The organism is Uruburuella testudinis, assembly GCF_022870865.1.
Lineage (GTDB): Bacteria > Pseudomonadota > Gammaproteobacteria > Burkholderiales > Neisseriaceae > Neisseria > Neisseria testudinis.
Genome location: NZ_CP091508.1, coordinates 2,391,391 through 2,407,967, shown reverse-complemented (window position 1 = coordinate 2,407,967; position 16,577 = coordinate 2,391,391). Strand labels below are relative to the sequence as shown.

Genomic DNA, 16,577 nt, shown 5'->3' with positions numbered 1-16,577 from the left:
CCCCATCCAAAAATCAGCAGAAAGAATTGACTTTTTATCAAATTTCTTCAGCAGTTCCTCTAATTTTTTGCCTTCTTTTTTAGATAAGAAATTATTCCGTACGGCTGTTTCTGCAATATTAGCAGCAGTATTGGCATCACCTCCGGCCAACGCCGCCGCTGATGCGGCAGCTACTTTTGAGATGGCTAATAATTTGGCTTCTTCAGCTGCATTCATCGGTTTGCCATAAGCTTCCGCAACAATTTCCCCTACTGCCGCGCCAATCGCGCCATCTTGGCATTTGCCCTTATTCGCTGCCGCTGCCGCACAGCCGGCCATGGCATGGGCGACTTTGTGGGCGATGTAGTGGTTGTCCAGCCCTTTGATTTAGCTTGAAACCTCCATATTGCGAGATTTGTGCCAGCGCATTCGAAAAGCATAGCGTGGGAAAATTATAACAACCGTTAATTATCGTAGGGTGGGCATTTACTGTCCACGCGGATAGAATAAGAAAAGGCCGTCTGAAAAATTTAGATTTTCAGACGGCATGGTTTATTTGCGAACAATAGAAAAACGCATTAAGGCGCGTGAGCAGTAAGTGGCCCACCGAGCTTGTTTCTAATTTCCCATTTATTTCATTTTAATCAAAAAGAGTTATTTAATTTCGCACTCTAAGTCTTTTGTTATTTTCTCCCAGTTAGGGTATTCAGCCAATCCGACAGGGCACTCAACCTCCCACCATAAGCCTTCAATATCCAATTCCGGGACATGTGGGTTATAATATACTGGCCATTTCTTTCTGATAAGATTAACTTGCTCTTTGGGAGAGATTATTAATTCTTTAAACTCAATAAAGTTATCGTCCCATTGACCTAATTTTATATAGCCGTCAGAAATTATTTCCTGTAAAAAATCTAAAAAATTTTCTTTTAAATTTTCATTGTTGATATCTAAATTTGCTTTCTCTTTATATTCCATGAAGATAGTCTGTAAATCATAGGATTGTTCTAATACTTCATATTTTTTAGATATATTCATCATATTTTCCAAGTTATTGAAATTTCAGCTCTATTTTATGATTGTTAACGGGCAAAACGGATTTTGGAATGCTTTGAATTTCAAATGTCCACTTCGATTGAGTTAAGTTTTTCGATCTAGAGAAATTTCTCAAAACTACTTTAGTCCCTGCCCATTCCCCATTACTAATAATACCATTGGCTAATTTTCCGCCAGCAATAGGTCTAAAATTAGGATTCTGCCCCGTCATCTGCCTATACAGCGCAAACACCTCCTGTTCGCTTACGCCGCTGTAAACGGGTGTTCCCCTCAGGCTCATCGCCTGTACGGGCTGTATGGTTCTGCCATTAATGGTAATCGGAATATTGCCAGCATCAAGCAATCCGGCTCCTTTCCTGACCCTTCTGTTAAAACTCGTTTTCCATACAGCAAGTTGTAAATCACGTTGAGCAATTCTGGTTAAAGTTTTCTGCTCAGCTTTGACCAGATTGGCTAATTGGTGAGAAGTTTGGGAGGAAACAGCCTGCTTAGCCGCCTTAGCTTTGGCGAGCGAACCTACTGCGCCTTCCCAGCTGTTTGAAACCGTAACCGCCCCCGTTGCCAAACCCGCTCCCGCTTCGGCGGCTTGGGTTACCAGCACCGTACAGCCTGATGGATTGCCCATACAGGCACTCAATGCCGCTTTGCCAGCAGCACCTAGCAGCGGAGCAGTCCAGCCTGCCGCATATACGCCGTAGCTGGTAATCACAATCGGGCCTGTGATACCGCCGCGGATATTGCTTATCCAATGCGCAACGTCTCTATCTTGAAGGTTAACCATCGCTCCGGCAGCATGTGCAGGAATAACGGCTTGGATGATTTTTTCCAGCGCGGTTTTATCGGGTTGTTTGGGTAGATGTTTTTTGGGATTGGTAGGAGTGCTCTCGAAATTCAAAGCATTATTCTCCACCGCCACCTTAGCCGCATCCGCAGCCACATTCACATCCCCGCCGGCCAAGCCCGCTGCTGTACCTGCTACCAGGCGTGAGTAGGCTAGGATTTGTTTGTATTCTTCCGGATTGAGGGTTTTAACATTTCGGCCGTTCAGTAATTTTTCGCCAACAATTTCCCCTACTGCCGCGCCAATCGCGCCATCTTGGCATTTGCCCTTATTCGCTGCCGCCGCTGCACAGCCGGCTATGGCATGGGCGACTTTGTGGGCGATGTAGTGGTTGTCCAGCCCTTTGATTTTGCTGGCGGCTGCACCATGGGCCGTCTGAACCAGTGCGGCTATGATGGCGCTTTCCAAACTGTCGCCCAGGCTGCCGCCGTTGATGGTGGTGCTGATAACGGCGCTGCTGCCGGCGTTGGCCAGGTTGACGGTGAGGTTGTTGAGGGTGGCGTTGAAGGGCAGGCGTAGGAAGTCGAGCTCCATAAGGAACGCACGCGTTTTTAATTTTAGGCCGTCTGAAATAATTAATTTTCAGACGGCCTTGGCTTTAATATTTTTAATATTGATGAATGTTTGGAAAGTCCGTGTGCATTCCTTTCGAAGCACACTCTATCCATACAAACTACACTTTCTTCAAGTTTACGTTGAGCTACGCTTAAGGCTAACTCAACCTGCGTTTGCTTTTTAAAATAAAAAATTCGTTAAGTAAAATAACACAGAGAGTTGATATAATCATGGTTACTTTAAAATAAAAGTTCTCCATGCCATATTTATCATATACCCATAAGTAATATCCATAAACATAAAACAAGATTAGTGTGAAGGTATTTCCTAAAAATATCTTTGTGGGAAATAGCCATCTGATAAATGATGTTATCGTTGCTGGTATAAAAAAGAGTAAGGTTGTTATTAATGCGATTCCAATCATTCCACCTAGTATATCAATAATATTAAGGGTGTTGTCGTTTTTCAATAAAGCAGGTAGGAAAATTGTACTACTCCAACAAAAACCTATGGAAAAAATAGATTTACAGAGGGTATATAAATAAAAAATATATGATTTTCTATTCATGGAGTACATCCTTGCTTTTCTGTATAACCTAAGATTTTACAACCATATTGAACTCTTGAGCCATAATTTAATATATTAATCCCACCAGGTTGAGTATGTTTATCACTTAAAGGGTTCGGTAGATATCCTAAAACTTTATCAGATGTTAAGTATTTTGACGTCAAATTAAAACTTTTTTGGTCTGATAAGTATTTTTCACGTATTGATTGTAATGCTTGTTGCTCACTTTTTAATTGCCTAATGTCCCAGCGAATAGCATTCTGTTTATTATTGAATAACTCTTTAAAATTATTGAAGCCTGCAGACATTAGCTGATCACCAGCTTCTTTTCTTCATTGGTATAAAGGGGGAGTATTCGCAATAGGAGTTCCCATAGATTCGGCAATTAAATATATTAACATCCGGCATATCGTACATGCGAGTCGCCGAAGTAGGCCATCACCCGTTTCGGTGTACTGCAAATAGACTCCATAATCCGAACAACCGCACTACGCAGCTTTGCTTTCGTCCGCACCGGAACCATCGCACTGATAACTTGCTTCAAGTCTGCATTCAAGCGCTCATCCGGATTCAGCTCGGGGCTATAACTGGGTAAATGGAACACCTCGATTTCATCACAATGCTCTGCCAGCCAGGCTTTCACTTTTTTACTGTGATGCACCCTTAAGTTATCCAGTATCAAAAAAACTTTGCGCCCGACTTCTTGGCACAGAGACTGCATAAATTTAATCAGCTTGTCTGCATCAAACGCTGCATCAATAATCATCCAGTGCGCCTTTCCTCGGTTGTTGACGGTGGAAATCATTGACAGTTTGTGCCGGGTGCCGCCAACGGCATAAGTCACCGGCGTTTTCCCCTTGGGCGAATAGCTTCTGCCTCTGACATCGGTATTAACCAAGGCGGTTTCATCACCCCAATGAATTTCGGCATTTTCTGCTTTTGCCCGCCGGGCTATGCTCGGATAGGTTTCATCCAACCAGGTTTTTACGGCTTCAGGTTGCTGTTCGTATGCTTTTTTAATCGGCTTTTGCGGGGTGAAGCCCCAGCGTTGGAGATAAGAGCCTACCGTGCGCACCGGCATGTCGATTTCTAATTCTTGTAAAATCAGTTCTTTCACTGCATTGCGCGTCCATAAGGCGAAGTCCATTTTCAACTGTTCCGGGCGTTGCTCGATAATCAGCTTTTGGATATAGGCTTCTTGTTCGGCATTCAATTGCCGATATTCGCCCGGGCTGCGCCCTCGTTTTTTAGGTTTAAGCGCTGTCATTCCGCCCTCTTGGTAAGTGGTAATGGCCTGACGGACGGCTTCATAACACATGCCTACGGCTTGGGTGATTTTGATAATTCCCATGCCCATCTTGTGCAGCCGGATGACTTGTTTTCGTTTCTCGTACAAGGCGTCGGCTGATAGTTTTCGGGTGTCTTCTTTTTCCATATCGGTTTGGACAGTGAAAGTATTGAATGGTTCATATATTTAATTGCCGAATCTATAATTGAGATAGCGAAAAAGCAGAATCAAATAGAAAGACGTTTTGCTGTCATTAACCCGAAGAGCAAACTTTCAGAAAATATATTGATAAACAATGGTTTGTAATTTAAAGAGTTTGAGGGTTTTGATGGGTTGTCAGGAGAAATTTTAGAATGAAACCTGCAAACTAAAGATGAATAAATAAGTATATCAGCTAACCGGCTCCATGCATGTGTGCTGTATTCGGCTTGTTGCCCGGCCGGTTTGCTTTTGTGAATTTGGCAGGATATCCGCTCAAAAACGACATTGCTGATGATAAAGGCCGTCTGAAAATTTGAACTGCCCCCAAAATCTTGGACATTTTCAAACCGCTGAATCAATCACGCTTCAAGCGGCGGTTGCAAACTGAGTTCTGTATGCCACAGGGCTCAGTTTTTTCAAATTCAAACTCAATCGCTCATGATTGTAGTAGCGGATATAGTCATGTATTTCCGCCTCCAATTCCTCTATCGAAGCAAAAGTCCGGTTGTAGAAACATTCCGTCTTCAATATTGCGAAAAAACTCTCCATCGGCGCATTATCCCAGCAATTGCCTTTGCGCGACATGCTTTGGGTGATGCCTGCCTCTGCCAATTGCTCACGATACGCATGGCAGCGATACAATACGCCCTGGTCGGAGTGCAGCATCGGTTTGCGTGCGCCCAGCTGCGCTACTGCCTGTGACAGCATGGTCGTTACCATTTCGCTGTTCGGGCGGCGCGACAGCTGATAGCTGCGGATTTCGCGGTTATACAAATCGAGTATCGGCGACAGATACAGCTTTTGACCGTCGCATTTGAATTCGGTGACATCGGTCAGCCATTTCTCGTCGGGTGTCTTGGCGTTAAAGTTGCGCTTCAACAGATTCTCGGATGTTTCGCCCATCGCCGGCGGGTGGTATTTTCGCTTGGCTCTGACGATGGCTTTCAAATTCATTTTTTTCATCAGCCGCGCTGCTTTCTTGGTGTTCCATGACAGTGCGGCGGCAATGCGCCTTTGTCCGTAACAGCCTTTGTGCTGCTGGTAAACGGCGTATACTGCTTCCATATCTGCCTGATCTTTGTCGGGCTTTTGGTTGCTTTTTCTGCTGAAGTAGAAGCTGCTTTTTGACAGTTCGGCAGATTCGCAAAGATATTTTAGCGGGTGTTCTGTTTTTAATGCTTCGATGATGCGGGCTTTTTCTCGGTTGGGTTTGCGCTCTTCATCAGCGCATCGAGCTTTTTTAGATAGGCGTTCTCCGCTCTGAGGTAGGCGACTTCTTCTAATAGCTCTGCCTGTGTTTTTTCGGCATCGGGCTTGTCGGTAATAAAGGGGTTTTTGCGTTGTTTGGACATGGTGCTTTGGGGGTGCTCCAGCGCGGGGATGCCTGCCCGCTCGTAGGCGGCAATCCATCGGCGTAAGTGGGTTCGGGATATTTGAAGCTCGTCTGCGGTGCGTTGTTGGCTTCTGAGTGCATAATAACGCATCACGGCCTGATGTTTGAAGTGTAGGCTGTATTTGGACATAAGAAAACTGTACCTTTCATGGGTTGGTGGGGGTGTCCAACTTTTGGGGTACAGTTCAAAACAGACGGCCTTGTTTTAATGGAATGGCGGGTAACGGTTGGCAACGCAGACGTAGCGTGGCTTTCGCCCGCAAACAGTCTGCTGCATTAAAAAACGCAGCAAGATGGGCATCTTGCGAGGCTTTTTAACGCAGCAGATGTGCTTTTAGCGCAAAAAAGATGATGATACCTGAATGGTCGGAGCGGCCTAGAATAGATACTCTTACCGGATACTCTGTTTATTCCGCCGGCCGTGCTATGATGTGGCAAATCCGCTGTGTCAAAAAACAGTCATAATGCAATAAGCCCCAGCCAAAAGGAGCAGCCATGTCTTTACCCCGCGCCGTATTGAGCGGCACCGGCCTGTTTACCCCGCCGCACGCCATCAGCAATGAAGAGCTGGTGGCCACTTTCAATCAATATGTTGCTGCTTTCAATGCGCAGCATGCCGCCGAAATTTCAGACGGCCGCATCGAAGCGCTGGCCGAATCGAGCAGCGAGTTTATCGAAAAAGCCTCCGGCATCAAAAGCCGTTTCGTGCTCGACAAAGCCGGCATTCTGAACCCCGACATTATGCGCCCGCAATTTGCACGCCGCAGCAACGATGAATTGTCGTTACAGGCCGAAATCGGCGTGGCGGCGGCGCGGCAGGCGTTGGAAAACGCCGCTGTGGCTGCCGCCGATATCGATATGGTGCTGGTGGCCAATTCCAATATGCAGCGCGCCTATCCGGCGATGGCGGTGGAAATTCAGACGGCCTTAGGCTGCGGCGGCTTCGCATTCGATATGAATGTGGCCTGCTCGTCGGCCACGTTTGCGCTGCAAACCGCCGCTGATGCGGTGAAAAGCGGTTCGGCCACACGCGTCTTGATTGTGAACGCCGAAATCTGCTCGGCGCACATGAATTTCCGCGACCGCGACAGCCACTTTATTTTCGGTGATGCGGCAACGGCGATGGTGGTGGAGCGCGAAGACCTGGCTGCTGCGGGCAAGGGTTTTGAGATTGCGGGCACAAAATTGTGGACTCAGTTTTCCAACAATATCCGCAATAATTTCGGCTTTCTCAACCGTTGCGAAACCGATGCCGACCCGTTGGCCGCCGACAAATTGTTTGTGCAGCAGGGGCGCAAAGTGTTTAAAGAAGTGTGCCCGGCGGTGGGCGAACACATTGTGGCGCATCTGGCCGCGCATCAAATCGAGCCGCAGCAAGTGGCGCGTTTCTGGCTGCATCAGGCCAACCGCACCATGAACGAGCTCATCAGCCGCCGCGTGCTCGGCCGCGATGCTGCGCCGGAAGAAGCGCCGATGATTCTTGACCGCTATGCCAATACCAGCTCGGCAGGTTCGGTGATTGCCCTGCACCTGCATCAGGATAATCTGGCCGCCGGCAGCATCGGCGTGCTGTCGAGCTTCGGGGCGGGGTATTCTATTGGTTCGGTGGTATTGGTGAAGCGCTAGGGTGTCCTAGGGCGTCCGGACAATTCGATTTACGGGTGCTTTTTGCCCCTGAAAACGCATCTGCTGCGTTAAAAAGCCTCGCAAGATGCTCAATCTTGCTGCGTTTTTTTGCCTGGCATCTGCATTTTCAGGAACAAAAATCCCCTCATAAACAAATTGTCCGGACACCCTAGGCCAACCAATTATTGGTACTGTCTCCGCCCCGCTGCTTTGCTAGTTTGCTTTTGCGCATGGGCATAAGATTAAAGATGTTGATCAAAACAGGCCGTCTGAAACGTTAAAGTTTCAGACGGCCTTTCTGTATGCGGCAAAAATTACCGGGTTTGCCCGCCCAATGCCTGTGTCAGCCGGGCGGCCAGTTGTTGCAGGCTGCCGATCAGGTGGCGGCGGGCGGCTTCGTCGGCCTCTTGCTCAATCAGGCTGGCGGCCACACCGAAACGCGCCTGATTGTTGTGGTCGTACACGGCCACGCCGAAGCAATGCATGCCCAGCCGCAGTTGGCCGTTGTCGACGGCATAGCCTTGGCGGCGGATTTGAGCCAGCTCGTGCGCAAAATCGTGATGGTTTTGCACGCTGTTGTCGGTAAAGGGCGGCGGAAAATGGCTGATGATTTGTTTCACTTCCTCATCGCTCAAACCGCTGAGCATCATTTTGCCGGTGGCGGTAAACACGGCGGGCACCTGCATGCCGATGCGGAAGGTAAAGCCCAACGGCGCATTGCTGTTTTTGCACGCCAGATACACCACTTGGTCGCCGCTCAGGGTGGAAAGGGTGAGGGTGTAGGGTGCGAGCTCGGGAATGCGGGCAATGGCTTCATGAAATTCAGCCACCACGTCTTGTTGGGCGAGAAAGCCGTTGGCCCAATACATCACATGGGTGCCGAGGGCGAAATGGCGCTCGTCGGTTTTGCGCACCAGATCGGCTTCGAGCAGGCCGGCGAGCAGGCCGTGCACCGAGCTGCGGGGCAAATCGAGTATTTTGGCGATGTCGGCACCGCTCATCGGCGTGGCTTCGCGGGTGAGCAAATCGAGAATGCGCACGGCTTTATCGAGTGCGGGAATGGAAATAGATGATTTCATTAGGTTAAATTATTTTAATAAAATGGTTGACACCAAAGCAGCGGTGAATTTAATATTTGTTCAGTATTTTAAACATCTGTTCAGTATATTGAACGAGCGATATTCGGTAAACAGTGTTCATTTTACTGAATTCCGGTTGTGATACCCTAATTTTTCAGACGGCGTGCAGGCAGCTGCGGGTGTTTGCGCAACGTCTCCTTCCGGCACCGGGCGGTGTCATCTTGAAAAAGGAAAGAATAATGAACGATTTGATTGCAAGAATGCGTGATGCAATGCCCAACGGCGCCGGTGTGATGTGCGACTGGTTTGCCCAAAGCGCCGACAATGCCGTGATTAAAGCAACAGATGGCCGTGAGTTTATTGATTTTGCCGGCGGTATCGGCGTGTTGAATACCGGCCACCGTCATCCGAAAGTGATGGCGGCGGTGGCGGCACAGCTGGAAAAATTCACCCACACCGCGTTTCAGGTGGTGCCGTATCAGAGCTATATCGAGCTGGCCGAGCGCATCAACACGCTGGTGCCGATTGCCGGCAAGGTGAAAAGCCAGTTTTTCTCCAGCGGCGCCGAAGCGGTGGAAAATGCGGTGAAAATCGCCCGTTCGCACACCAAGCGCAACGGCGTGATTGCGTTTGGCGGCGCTTTTCACGGCCGCACCATGATGACGCTGGCGCTGACCGGCAAGGTGCTGCCTTATCAGGCCGACTTCGGCGCCATGCCGGCGGGTGTGTTTCATGCGCTGTATCCGGCGGCCACGCAAAACATCAGCGTGGCTGATGCAATCAAAAGCATCAAGCGCATTTTCAAAAGCGATATTGCCCCGCATGATGTGGCGGCAATGATTTTGGAGCCGGTGCAGGGCGAGGGTGGTTTTAACGTGGCGCCGCCCGAATTCATGCGTGCGATACGCGAGATTTGCGACGAATACGGCATTGTGATGATTGCCGACGAGGTGCAGGCGGGTTTTGGCCGCACCGGCAAGCTGTTTGCCATGCAACACTACGACGTGCAGCCCGACATCATGACCATGGCCAAAAGCATGGCCGGCGGCTTTGTGTTGAGCGGCGTGTCGGGCAAGGCCGATATTATGGATGCGCCGCGCAAAGGCGGCCTCGGCGGCACTTATGCGGGCAATCCCTTGGGTGTGGCGGCGGCGCTGGCGGTGCTGGATGTAATTGAAGAAGAAAAGCTGTTGCAGCGTTCGCAAGATTTGGGCGGCCGGCTCACCGCTTTTCTCAAGGGCTTGAATGCGCCGGAAATCACTGAAGTGCGCGGTTTGGGCTCGATGATTGCGGTGGAATTCGGCGATGATGAAAACCCGAATGCCGCCTTTGCCGCCAAAGTGCAGCAGATCGCCATGCAAAACAACCTGCTGCTGCTCACGTGCGGGGCACACGGCAATGTTATCCGCTTTCTCTATCCGCTCACGATTGAAGACGACACGTTTGCGCAAGGTTTGGCGGTGTTGGAACAGGCATTTGCCCAAGCGCGCTAGGGTGTCCGGACAATTTGTTTATGAGGGGATTTTTGTTCCTGGAAATGCAGATGCAAGGCAAAAAACGCAGCAAGATTGGACATCTTGCGAGGCTTTTTAACGCAGCAGATGCGTTTTCAGGGGCAAAATACACCCGTAAATCGAATTGTCCGGACACCCTAAAGCTGATTCAGACGGCCTCAAACGGCAGATGCGTTTTGCCTCTGCCCGTTTTACCCTTTTCAAGGAGCAGCAGCATGAAAACCATCGAACAATTATTAAACCATGCCGATGTATCGTTTGCCCCGCTTTCAGACGGCATCGAAGTGAAAAACCCCGCCACCGGCGACACCGTTGCTTATGTAAAAACCACTTCGGGCGAAGCCTTAAACACGCTGATTGAGCGTGCGGCGGCGGCGCAAAAACAATGGGCGGCAAAAACCGCGCTGGAGCGCGCCGATGCTTTGTGGCGCTGGTATCAAGCGCTCAAAGACAACAAAGAAAACCTCGCCCGCATCATGACCATGGAGCAGGGCAAAAGCTTAACCGAATCACGCGGCGAAATCGATTATGCCGCCAGCTTTATCCGCTGGTTTGCCGAAGAAGCACGCCGCATCGACGGCGACATTCTCACCAGCGTGAAACCGACGCAGAAAATGATGGTGATCAAGCAGCCCATCGGTGTAGCCGCTGCGATTACGCCGTGGAACTTCCCCGCCGCCATGATTACCCGCAAAGCCGCGCCGGCCTTGGCAGTGGGCTGCGCGATGCTGGTCAAGCCGGCCAGCCTCACGCCTCTGAGCGCTTATGCGCAGGCCGTGTTGGCTTATGAAGCGGGCATTCCCGAAGATTTGCTGGTGATTGTGAACGGCAGCGCGGCGGCCATCAGCGCGGTGTTTGCCGAAAATGAAACTGTGCGCAAAATCAGCTTCACCGGCTCAACCGAAGTGGGCGCGAAAATCTTTGCCGCCAGCGCCCCGCAAATCAAAAAGCTCAGCCTTGAATTGGGCGGCAATGCGCCCTTTATCGTGTTTGACGATGCTGATTTAGATAAAGCGGTGGAAGGCGCGTTGGCCAGCAAGTTCCGCAACAGTGGCCAAACCTGCGTGTGTAGCAACCGTGTGTATGTGCAGGCGGGTGTGTATGACGAGTTTTGCCGCCGCATCAGCGAAAAAGTGGCCGCATTCAAGCTCGGCAACGGCTTGGAAGAGGGCGTAAACCAAGGGCCGCTGATTGAAGAAAAAGCGGTAGAAAAAGTGGAGCAGCACATTGCCGATGCGCTGGAAAAAGGTGCGCTGTGCATAGCCGGCGGCAAACGCTCAAGTTTGGGCGGCACCTTTTTCGAGCCGACGGTATTGCGTGATGTAACCGCTGAGATGCTGGTGGCGCGTGATGAAACCTTCGGCCCGTTATGCCCGATGTTCAAGTTCGACAGCGAAGAAGAGGTGGTGGCCGCGGCCAACAACACCGAATTCGGCCTTGCGAGCTATTTTTATACCCGCGATACCGCCCGCCAATGGCGCGTGGCCGAAGCGTTGGAATACGGTATGGTGGGCATCAATACCGGCCTGATCAGTAACGAAGTCGCCCCGTTTGGCGGTGTGAAGCTAAGCGGCTTGGGGCGCGAAGGCAGCAAATACGGCGTGGATGAATATCTGGAGCTGAAATATTTGTGCCTGGAGTTGGGCTGAGTTTGGGTCGTCTTGGCTGCCGCCTGCATGGCGGCGGCTTCAGCCCGGCATGACGGGCGGCATGTGAAGGCCGTCTGAAAGCCTGTAGCCGAAATCCCCTTTTGATTGATGAATCAGTGTGTTGCAAATTTTGGCGCAACACGCCGGGGTTTTTGCACGCTGCGTTTTCAAAAACCCGGTTTCCACAGTTTGAAGCGGTGGCGGCAGTAAATAAGAATAAAGTTAAAACGGCCGTTTTTCAGACGGCCATTGAGGAGTGGTTGTATGTCTAATGTATTGAAAGCAGAAAAAATCACCTTTGCCGAAGGGGTGTTTATGATTGTGGGCACCAATATCGGCGCGGGCATTTTATCGGTGTCGTATGCGGCGCGTAAGGCCGGTTATCTGCCCTTGCTGTTTTGGCTGGTGGTGGTGGGCATCATCACCACGTTTACCATGCTGTATGTGGCCGAGGCCACGTTGCGCACCCAACAGCATGAGCAGCTCAGCGGCTTGGCCAAACGCTATGTGGGCGGCGTAGGCTCGTGGCTGATGTTTGCTTCGGTAACGGTTAACGCCTTGGGCGCGCTGATTGCCTATATGAGCGGCAGCGGCGATTTGATGCATTCGCTGTTCGGTATCGACAAGCGTTTGGGCAGTGTGCTGTTTTTTATTCCGGCCGCGCTGATTCTGATTTTGGGTTTGAAAGCGTTGGGGCGCAGCGAGAAGGTGATTACCTCGCTGATGATTGTGATGCTGGCGGTGTTGGTCGGCGCCACGATGTTGTTTCCGACCACTGATTTCAGCCATTTGCTGGAAGGCAATTGGGTGTATATGGTGCCGGTGTTTAATCTGGTGGTGTTTATTTATTGCGCCCAATATATCGTGCCGGAAATGGCGCGCGGCCTGTCGCATACGCCCCGAAAACTGCCGCGTGCCATTATCGCCGGCATGTTTACCACTTTTGTATTGATTGCGCTGGTGCCTTTGTCGGTGATTTCGCTCAACGGTTTGGAAAACGTCAGCCAGGTTGCCACCATCAGCTGGGGCCGGGCTTTGGGCAGTTGGGCGTTTTTTATGGCCAACGGTTTTGCGTTGTGCGCCATGCTCACTTCTTATTGGGGCATCGGCGGCAGCTTTTTGAGCAATATTGCCGACCGCTTCGCCCTGCCCATCGACACCAATCTCAAGGTGCGCTTGGCGGCGGTGGCTGTGGTGGTGGTGCCGCCGTTTGCGCTGGCTTACAGCGGCATGGTGGGCTTTGTGGATGCGCTGTATTTTGTGGGCGTGTTCAGCGGCGTGGTGTTGAGCATTGTGCCTTATCTGATTGTGCGCGGCGCACGGCTCAACGGCAATAAAGCGCCGGAATGGCAATGCCCGCTGTGGATGACCCATCCGTTGATTTATATCAGCATTTTCCTGCTCTACAGCTCGAGTGCCGTTTATGCGGTGTTGGCTAAGTTGGATTTGCTGCCTTCGGGCTGGTAGGCGCTGTAATACCCATTCACAAAAATAACCGAACGGCGTTGCTTTCGTCTGCACTCAAAGAGGCCGTCTGAAAATATTTTCAGACGGCCTCTTTGATAATAAAGGATTTTTTATTTGCTTGCTGGCTCGGCAATGTCAAACACCTGGCGCAGATAAGCGAGGAAAGTGTCGTTGTCGGTCATGGTTTTGCCGGGGCTGTCGGAAAGTTTGGCCACCGATTGGCCGTTGCATTCCACCAGTTTCAAAACAATGTTGAGTGTGGTGTGGCCCAAATCGTTGGTGAGGTTGGTGCCGATGCCGAAGCTGGTTTTGAAGCGGCTTTTGAAATATTGGTGCAAGCCCCATGATTTTTCGATATTGAGGCTGTCGCTGAAAGTGAGCATTTTGGTGCGGCTGTCGATTTTCAGCTTTTTATAGTGGCGCCAGGCTTTGTCGCCCCATTCGTAGGGGTCGCCGCTGTCGTGGCGCAAACCGTCGAAAAGCTTGGCGAAATAGAGGTCGAAATCGCGCAAAAAGGCATCCATGCCCACCACATCGGTGAGCGCGATGCCGAGGTCGCCGCGGTATTCGTGCACCCAGGCTTCGAGCGCGGCTTTTTGAAAATCACGCAGGCGCACATCCAGCGCCTGAAAGGCTTGCAGAAATTCGTGTGCCATGGTACCGATGGGGGTGATGCCGAGCTTTTTGGCCAGATAAACATTGCTGGTGCCGCGAAAAATATCGGGCACGGCCTGATGCAGAGTTTGAATCACATGCTCCTGCCAGGCCAGTGTGTAGCGGCGGCGGGTGCCGAAGTCGGAAATCAGAAAGGGCGGCTCGCGCGGATCTTGGCGGTTGTCGAGCTCTTCGAGCAGTGCCACTTTGGCATCCAGGCGGCGTTGGCCTTCGGCCAATACTTCCGGTGTTTCGAGGCGGCGGAAATACAGCTCATTCACAATCGCCAACACAAAAATCTCAAAAAACATCGCCTGAATAATCGGCCCTTCTACCTTGATGTTCAGACGGCCTGCTTCATCGGTAGATACTTTAATAAAACGTCGCTTGAGCTGGAAAAGCTCCAGATAATCCACAAAATCGCTTTTGATAAAACGCATGCTGCGCAGATAGGTAAGCTCGTCTTCGCGAAATTTCACTTCGCATAAAGCATCCAGCTCGCGCTCAAGCTCGTCTTTGATGTCGGCCAGCGGGTAAACGGTTTGATCGTTGTTGCGGCAGCGGAATTCATACACCCCATGCGCTTGCGGAAATTGGTGCAGCACCACTTGCAGCATAGTGAACTTGTATAAATCGGTGTCGAGCAGAGAATGGATGATGGGGGTATGCGACATGATGAGAATAATTCTTGTCGGTTGGCAATGAGCTATTAAACCATGTTTTCAGGGCTTTGCCTATGCATGGATGACGAAAAAATGACGGATAAAAGCCAAAGCAGGGCACAGGCAAATTCACGCAACCGGAAGCCGGCATCACGTGCAAACCTGCCGGCAATCCGTTTTACAACCGCTTGTGCGCAGCTGAAAAACGAACCGCCGCAAAGGCATCGGTTAAATACGCTGATCCATCTCCGCCGCAGGCATATCGGCGGCCTTGCCTGCCGGTTTGGCCGGCACGCCCACCACCGTGGTGTGCGCCGACACATCCGACACCACCACGCTGCCCGCACCCACTTTAGAGTATTCGCCGATGCGGATATTGCCCAAAATCGAAGCATTGGCGCCAATCATCACCCCATCGCCAACTTTCGGATGGCGGTCGCCGCTTTCCTTGCCCGAGCCGCCCAACGTTACCCCGTGCAGAATCGAAATATTGTCGCCCAGCGTGGCGGTTTCACCCACCACAAAACCAGTGGCGTGATCCAACATCAGGCCGCTGCCGAAGCGGGCAGCCGGATGGATATCGACACCAAATACTTCAGACGAGCGGTTTTGCAGAAAATAAGCCAGCGTTTTGCGGCCGTTGTTCCACAGCCAATGATTGATACGGTGCGCCTGAATGGCATGGAAACCTTTGAAATACAACAGCGGCAGCGAATATTCATCACAAGCCGGGTCGCGCTCGAAGCAGGCAAGCAAATCGCATTTAACCGCTTTGATAATACCGGCATCATCTGACAGCGCCTGCAAATACACTTCAAATAAAGCACGAGCATCCATAATCGGGCTGGAAAGTTTGCTCGATAAATGAAACGCCAGCACACGATCAAGCGAGTGGTGGCGCAACACCGTAAGGTGTAAAAAGCTGGCCAACATCGGTTCGGCAGCAGCAGCAGCTTCAGCCTCGCGGCGGATGGTTTGCCACAAATCGAAATCAGGCGAGCAGATATGGTTTTCAGTGGTCATGGTTGAGCCGTTGGAAATGTTGGAATCGTGTGCCTATATTACCGACAAACCACAGCTTTGTTCAATGCTTTTCACAGGCATGGCATACAACGCATTTCCCCAGCAAGTTTCCCCACTTTCGCCACCATGATTCAGAATGCGCGGCAATCAAGTTAGGGAGCCCTGATCATTCGGTTTACGGGCGTTTTTTAGCGCAAAAAAGACGATGATATATGAATGATCAGAACGCCCTATGCGAAGAGCGCCGGATTGCAGATAAACCGTGCTTTTGCAGAGGCTCGATAGTGTGAAAGTACCGAAAATGGATTGAGTAAAAAGTCTAAAAGCAAAGGTAAATTATGCTTTTTGATTGATGTCAAATAGCTAGCCATGCACGTTGTGGTAAAAATGCCAAAAATCACTAAAAATAAAAATATGTTTGTAATTTTAATAGACAAGCATAGTGGGTATGGTTAAAATTTATCGAAATTAATATTGTGGTAATTAATTATTATCTTAGCAAATATTTCAGTTGCAAAATTTACATTATTTAATTGTTTTATCAAAACATATTGTGTTTCTGTATGGTAATGATGAATTGCTTTTTGAAATTTTGATGAAGATTTTATTTGATTGAACAACGTTTGCTTACTGATCCGAAAAATAGAAAATAAACATGCAATTAAACTACGGCAGCTGGAATTTTTTGAAAAAATTACAGATATATTTTGCAGTTTGTGAAAATGTTTTCTTGACAAAACAATTACTTGCTAAAAATAATTTGCCTGCCTGCCTGCCTGCCTGCCTGCCTGCCTGCCTGCCTGCCTGCCTGCCTGCCTGCCTGCCTGCCTGCCTGCCTGCCTGCCTGCCTGCCTGCCTGCCTGCCTGCCTGCCTGCCTGCCTGCCTGCCTGCCTGCTATTCTCCGTAGATTCTGTAATGTAATAATCCAACAAAACAACCCTTTTTATTGCCGGCCGTTTCATTTTGTGAAATGGCGGCCTTTCTATTGCCGAAACCGGCATACAGGTTTTATCTGATACCC

General features: G+C 50.1%; 12 protein-coding genes and 2 pseudogenes. 4 read left to right on the top strand and 10 right to left on the bottom strand.

Features of this window, described 5'->3' with window-relative positions:
• Positions 1-57: 57 nt before the first annotated feature.
• The 7 genes and pseudogenes from LVJ83_RS13660 to LVJ83_RS10970 all read right to left on the bottom strand — a co-directional run.
• Positions 58-366 (bottom strand): annotated as a pseudogene (locus LVJ83_RS13660) (VENN motif pre-toxin domain-containing protein); the annotation flags it as partial.
• A gap of 267 nt (positions 367-633) precedes the next feature.
• Positions 634-1,020, bottom strand: coding sequence for a DUF596 domain-containing protein (locus tag LVJ83_RS10995; protein WP_244784624.1), 387 nt, complete (start codon positions 1,018-1,020; stop codon positions 634-636).
• 10 nt (positions 1,021-1,030) lie between these two features.
• A pseudogene (locus LVJ83_RS10990) lies at positions 1,031-2,371 on the bottom strand (DUF637 domain-containing protein); the annotation flags it as partial.
• A 624-nt stretch (positions 2,372-2,995) separates the two neighbouring features.
• Positions 2,996-3,307, bottom strand: coding sequence for a hypothetical protein (locus tag LVJ83_RS10985; protein WP_244784622.1), 312 nt, complete (start codon positions 3,305-3,307; stop codon positions 2,996-2,998).
• Positions 3,308-3,393: 86 nt separating this feature from the next.
• Entirely contained in the window at positions 3,394-4,434 is a 1,041-nt protein-coding gene (locus LVJ83_RS10980; protein ID WP_244784620.1) for an IS630 family transposase, read from the bottom strand.
• A gap of 420 nt (positions 4,435-4,854) precedes the next feature.
• Positions 4,855-5,676: an IS3 family transposase gene (locus LVJ83_RS10975; RefSeq protein ID WP_244787761.1), complete on the bottom strand. Its 822-nt coding sequence runs from the start codon at positions 5,674-5,676 to the stop codon at positions 4,855-4,857.
• Positions 5,661-6,011 carry a helix-turn-helix domain-containing protein gene (locus LVJ83_RS10970; protein ID WP_244784618.1) on the bottom strand — a complete coding sequence of 117 codons (351 nt, stop codon included), beginning with the start codon at positions 6,009-6,011 and terminating at the stop codon, positions 5,661-5,663. Before LVJ83_RS10970 ends, LVJ83_RS10975 begins: the two co-directional genes overlap by 16 nt.
• Positions 6,012-6,376: 365 nt before the next feature.
• On the opposite strand from LVJ83_RS10970, the gene LVJ83_RS10965 reads away from it, so the two are divergent.
• Positions 6,377-7,507 (top strand): beta-ketoacyl-ACP synthase III, encoded by a 1,131-nt coding sequence (locus LVJ83_RS10965; RefSeq protein WP_244784616.1) that lies wholly within the window; start codon positions 6,377-6,379, stop codon positions 7,505-7,507.
• A gap of 314 nt (positions 7,508-7,821) precedes the next feature.
• Here LVJ83_RS10965 and LVJ83_RS10960 read toward each other — a convergent pair whose 3' ends face one another.
• Positions 7,822-8,586 carry an IclR family transcriptional regulator gene (locus LVJ83_RS10960; protein ID WP_244784614.1) on the bottom strand — a complete coding sequence of 255 codons (765 nt, stop codon included), beginning with the start codon at positions 8,584-8,586 and terminating at the stop codon, positions 7,822-7,824.
• Positions 8,587-8,825: 239 nt separating this feature from the next.
• On the opposite strand from LVJ83_RS10960, the gene gabT reads away from it, so the two are divergent.
• The 3 genes from gabT to LVJ83_RS10945 all read left to right on the top strand — a co-directional run bounded on the left by gabT (position 8,826) and on the right by LVJ83_RS10945 (position 13,216).
• Complete coding sequence (gabT, locus tag LVJ83_RS10955) at positions 8,826-10,079, top strand: 4-aminobutyrate--2-oxoglutarate transaminase (RefSeq protein ID WP_244784612.1); 1,254 nt, start codon at positions 8,826-8,828, stop codon at positions 10,077-10,079.
• A 236-nt stretch (positions 10,080-10,315) separates the two neighbouring features.
• Positions 10,316-11,749 (top strand): NAD-dependent succinate-semialdehyde dehydrogenase, encoded by a 1,434-nt coding sequence (locus LVJ83_RS10950; RefSeq protein WP_244784610.1) that lies wholly within the window; start codon positions 10,316-10,318, stop codon positions 11,747-11,749.
• A gap of 264 nt (positions 11,750-12,013) precedes the next feature.
• Positions 12,014-13,216, top strand: coding sequence for an aromatic amino acid transport family protein (locus LVJ83_RS10945; RefSeq protein WP_244784608.1), 1,203 nt, complete (start codon positions 12,014-12,016; stop codon positions 13,214-13,216).
• Positions 13,217-13,326: 110 nt separating this feature from the next.
• Here the strand turns inward: LVJ83_RS10945 and pncB are convergent, their stop codons facing one another.
• Both pncB and cysE read right to left on the bottom strand, forming a co-directional pair.
• Complete coding sequence (gene pncB, locus LVJ83_RS10940) at positions 13,327-14,544, bottom strand: nicotinate phosphoribosyltransferase (protein ID WP_244784606.1); 1,218 nt, start codon at positions 14,542-14,544, stop codon at positions 13,327-13,329.
• Positions 14,545-14,760: 216 nt separating this feature from the next.
• On the bottom strand, positions 14,761-15,555 hold the full coding sequence (gene cysE, locus LVJ83_RS10935; protein ID WP_244784604.1) for a serine O-acetyltransferase: 795 nt from the start codon (positions 15,553-15,555) through the stop codon (positions 14,761-14,763).
• Positions 15,556-16,577 lie beyond the last annotated feature (1,022 nt).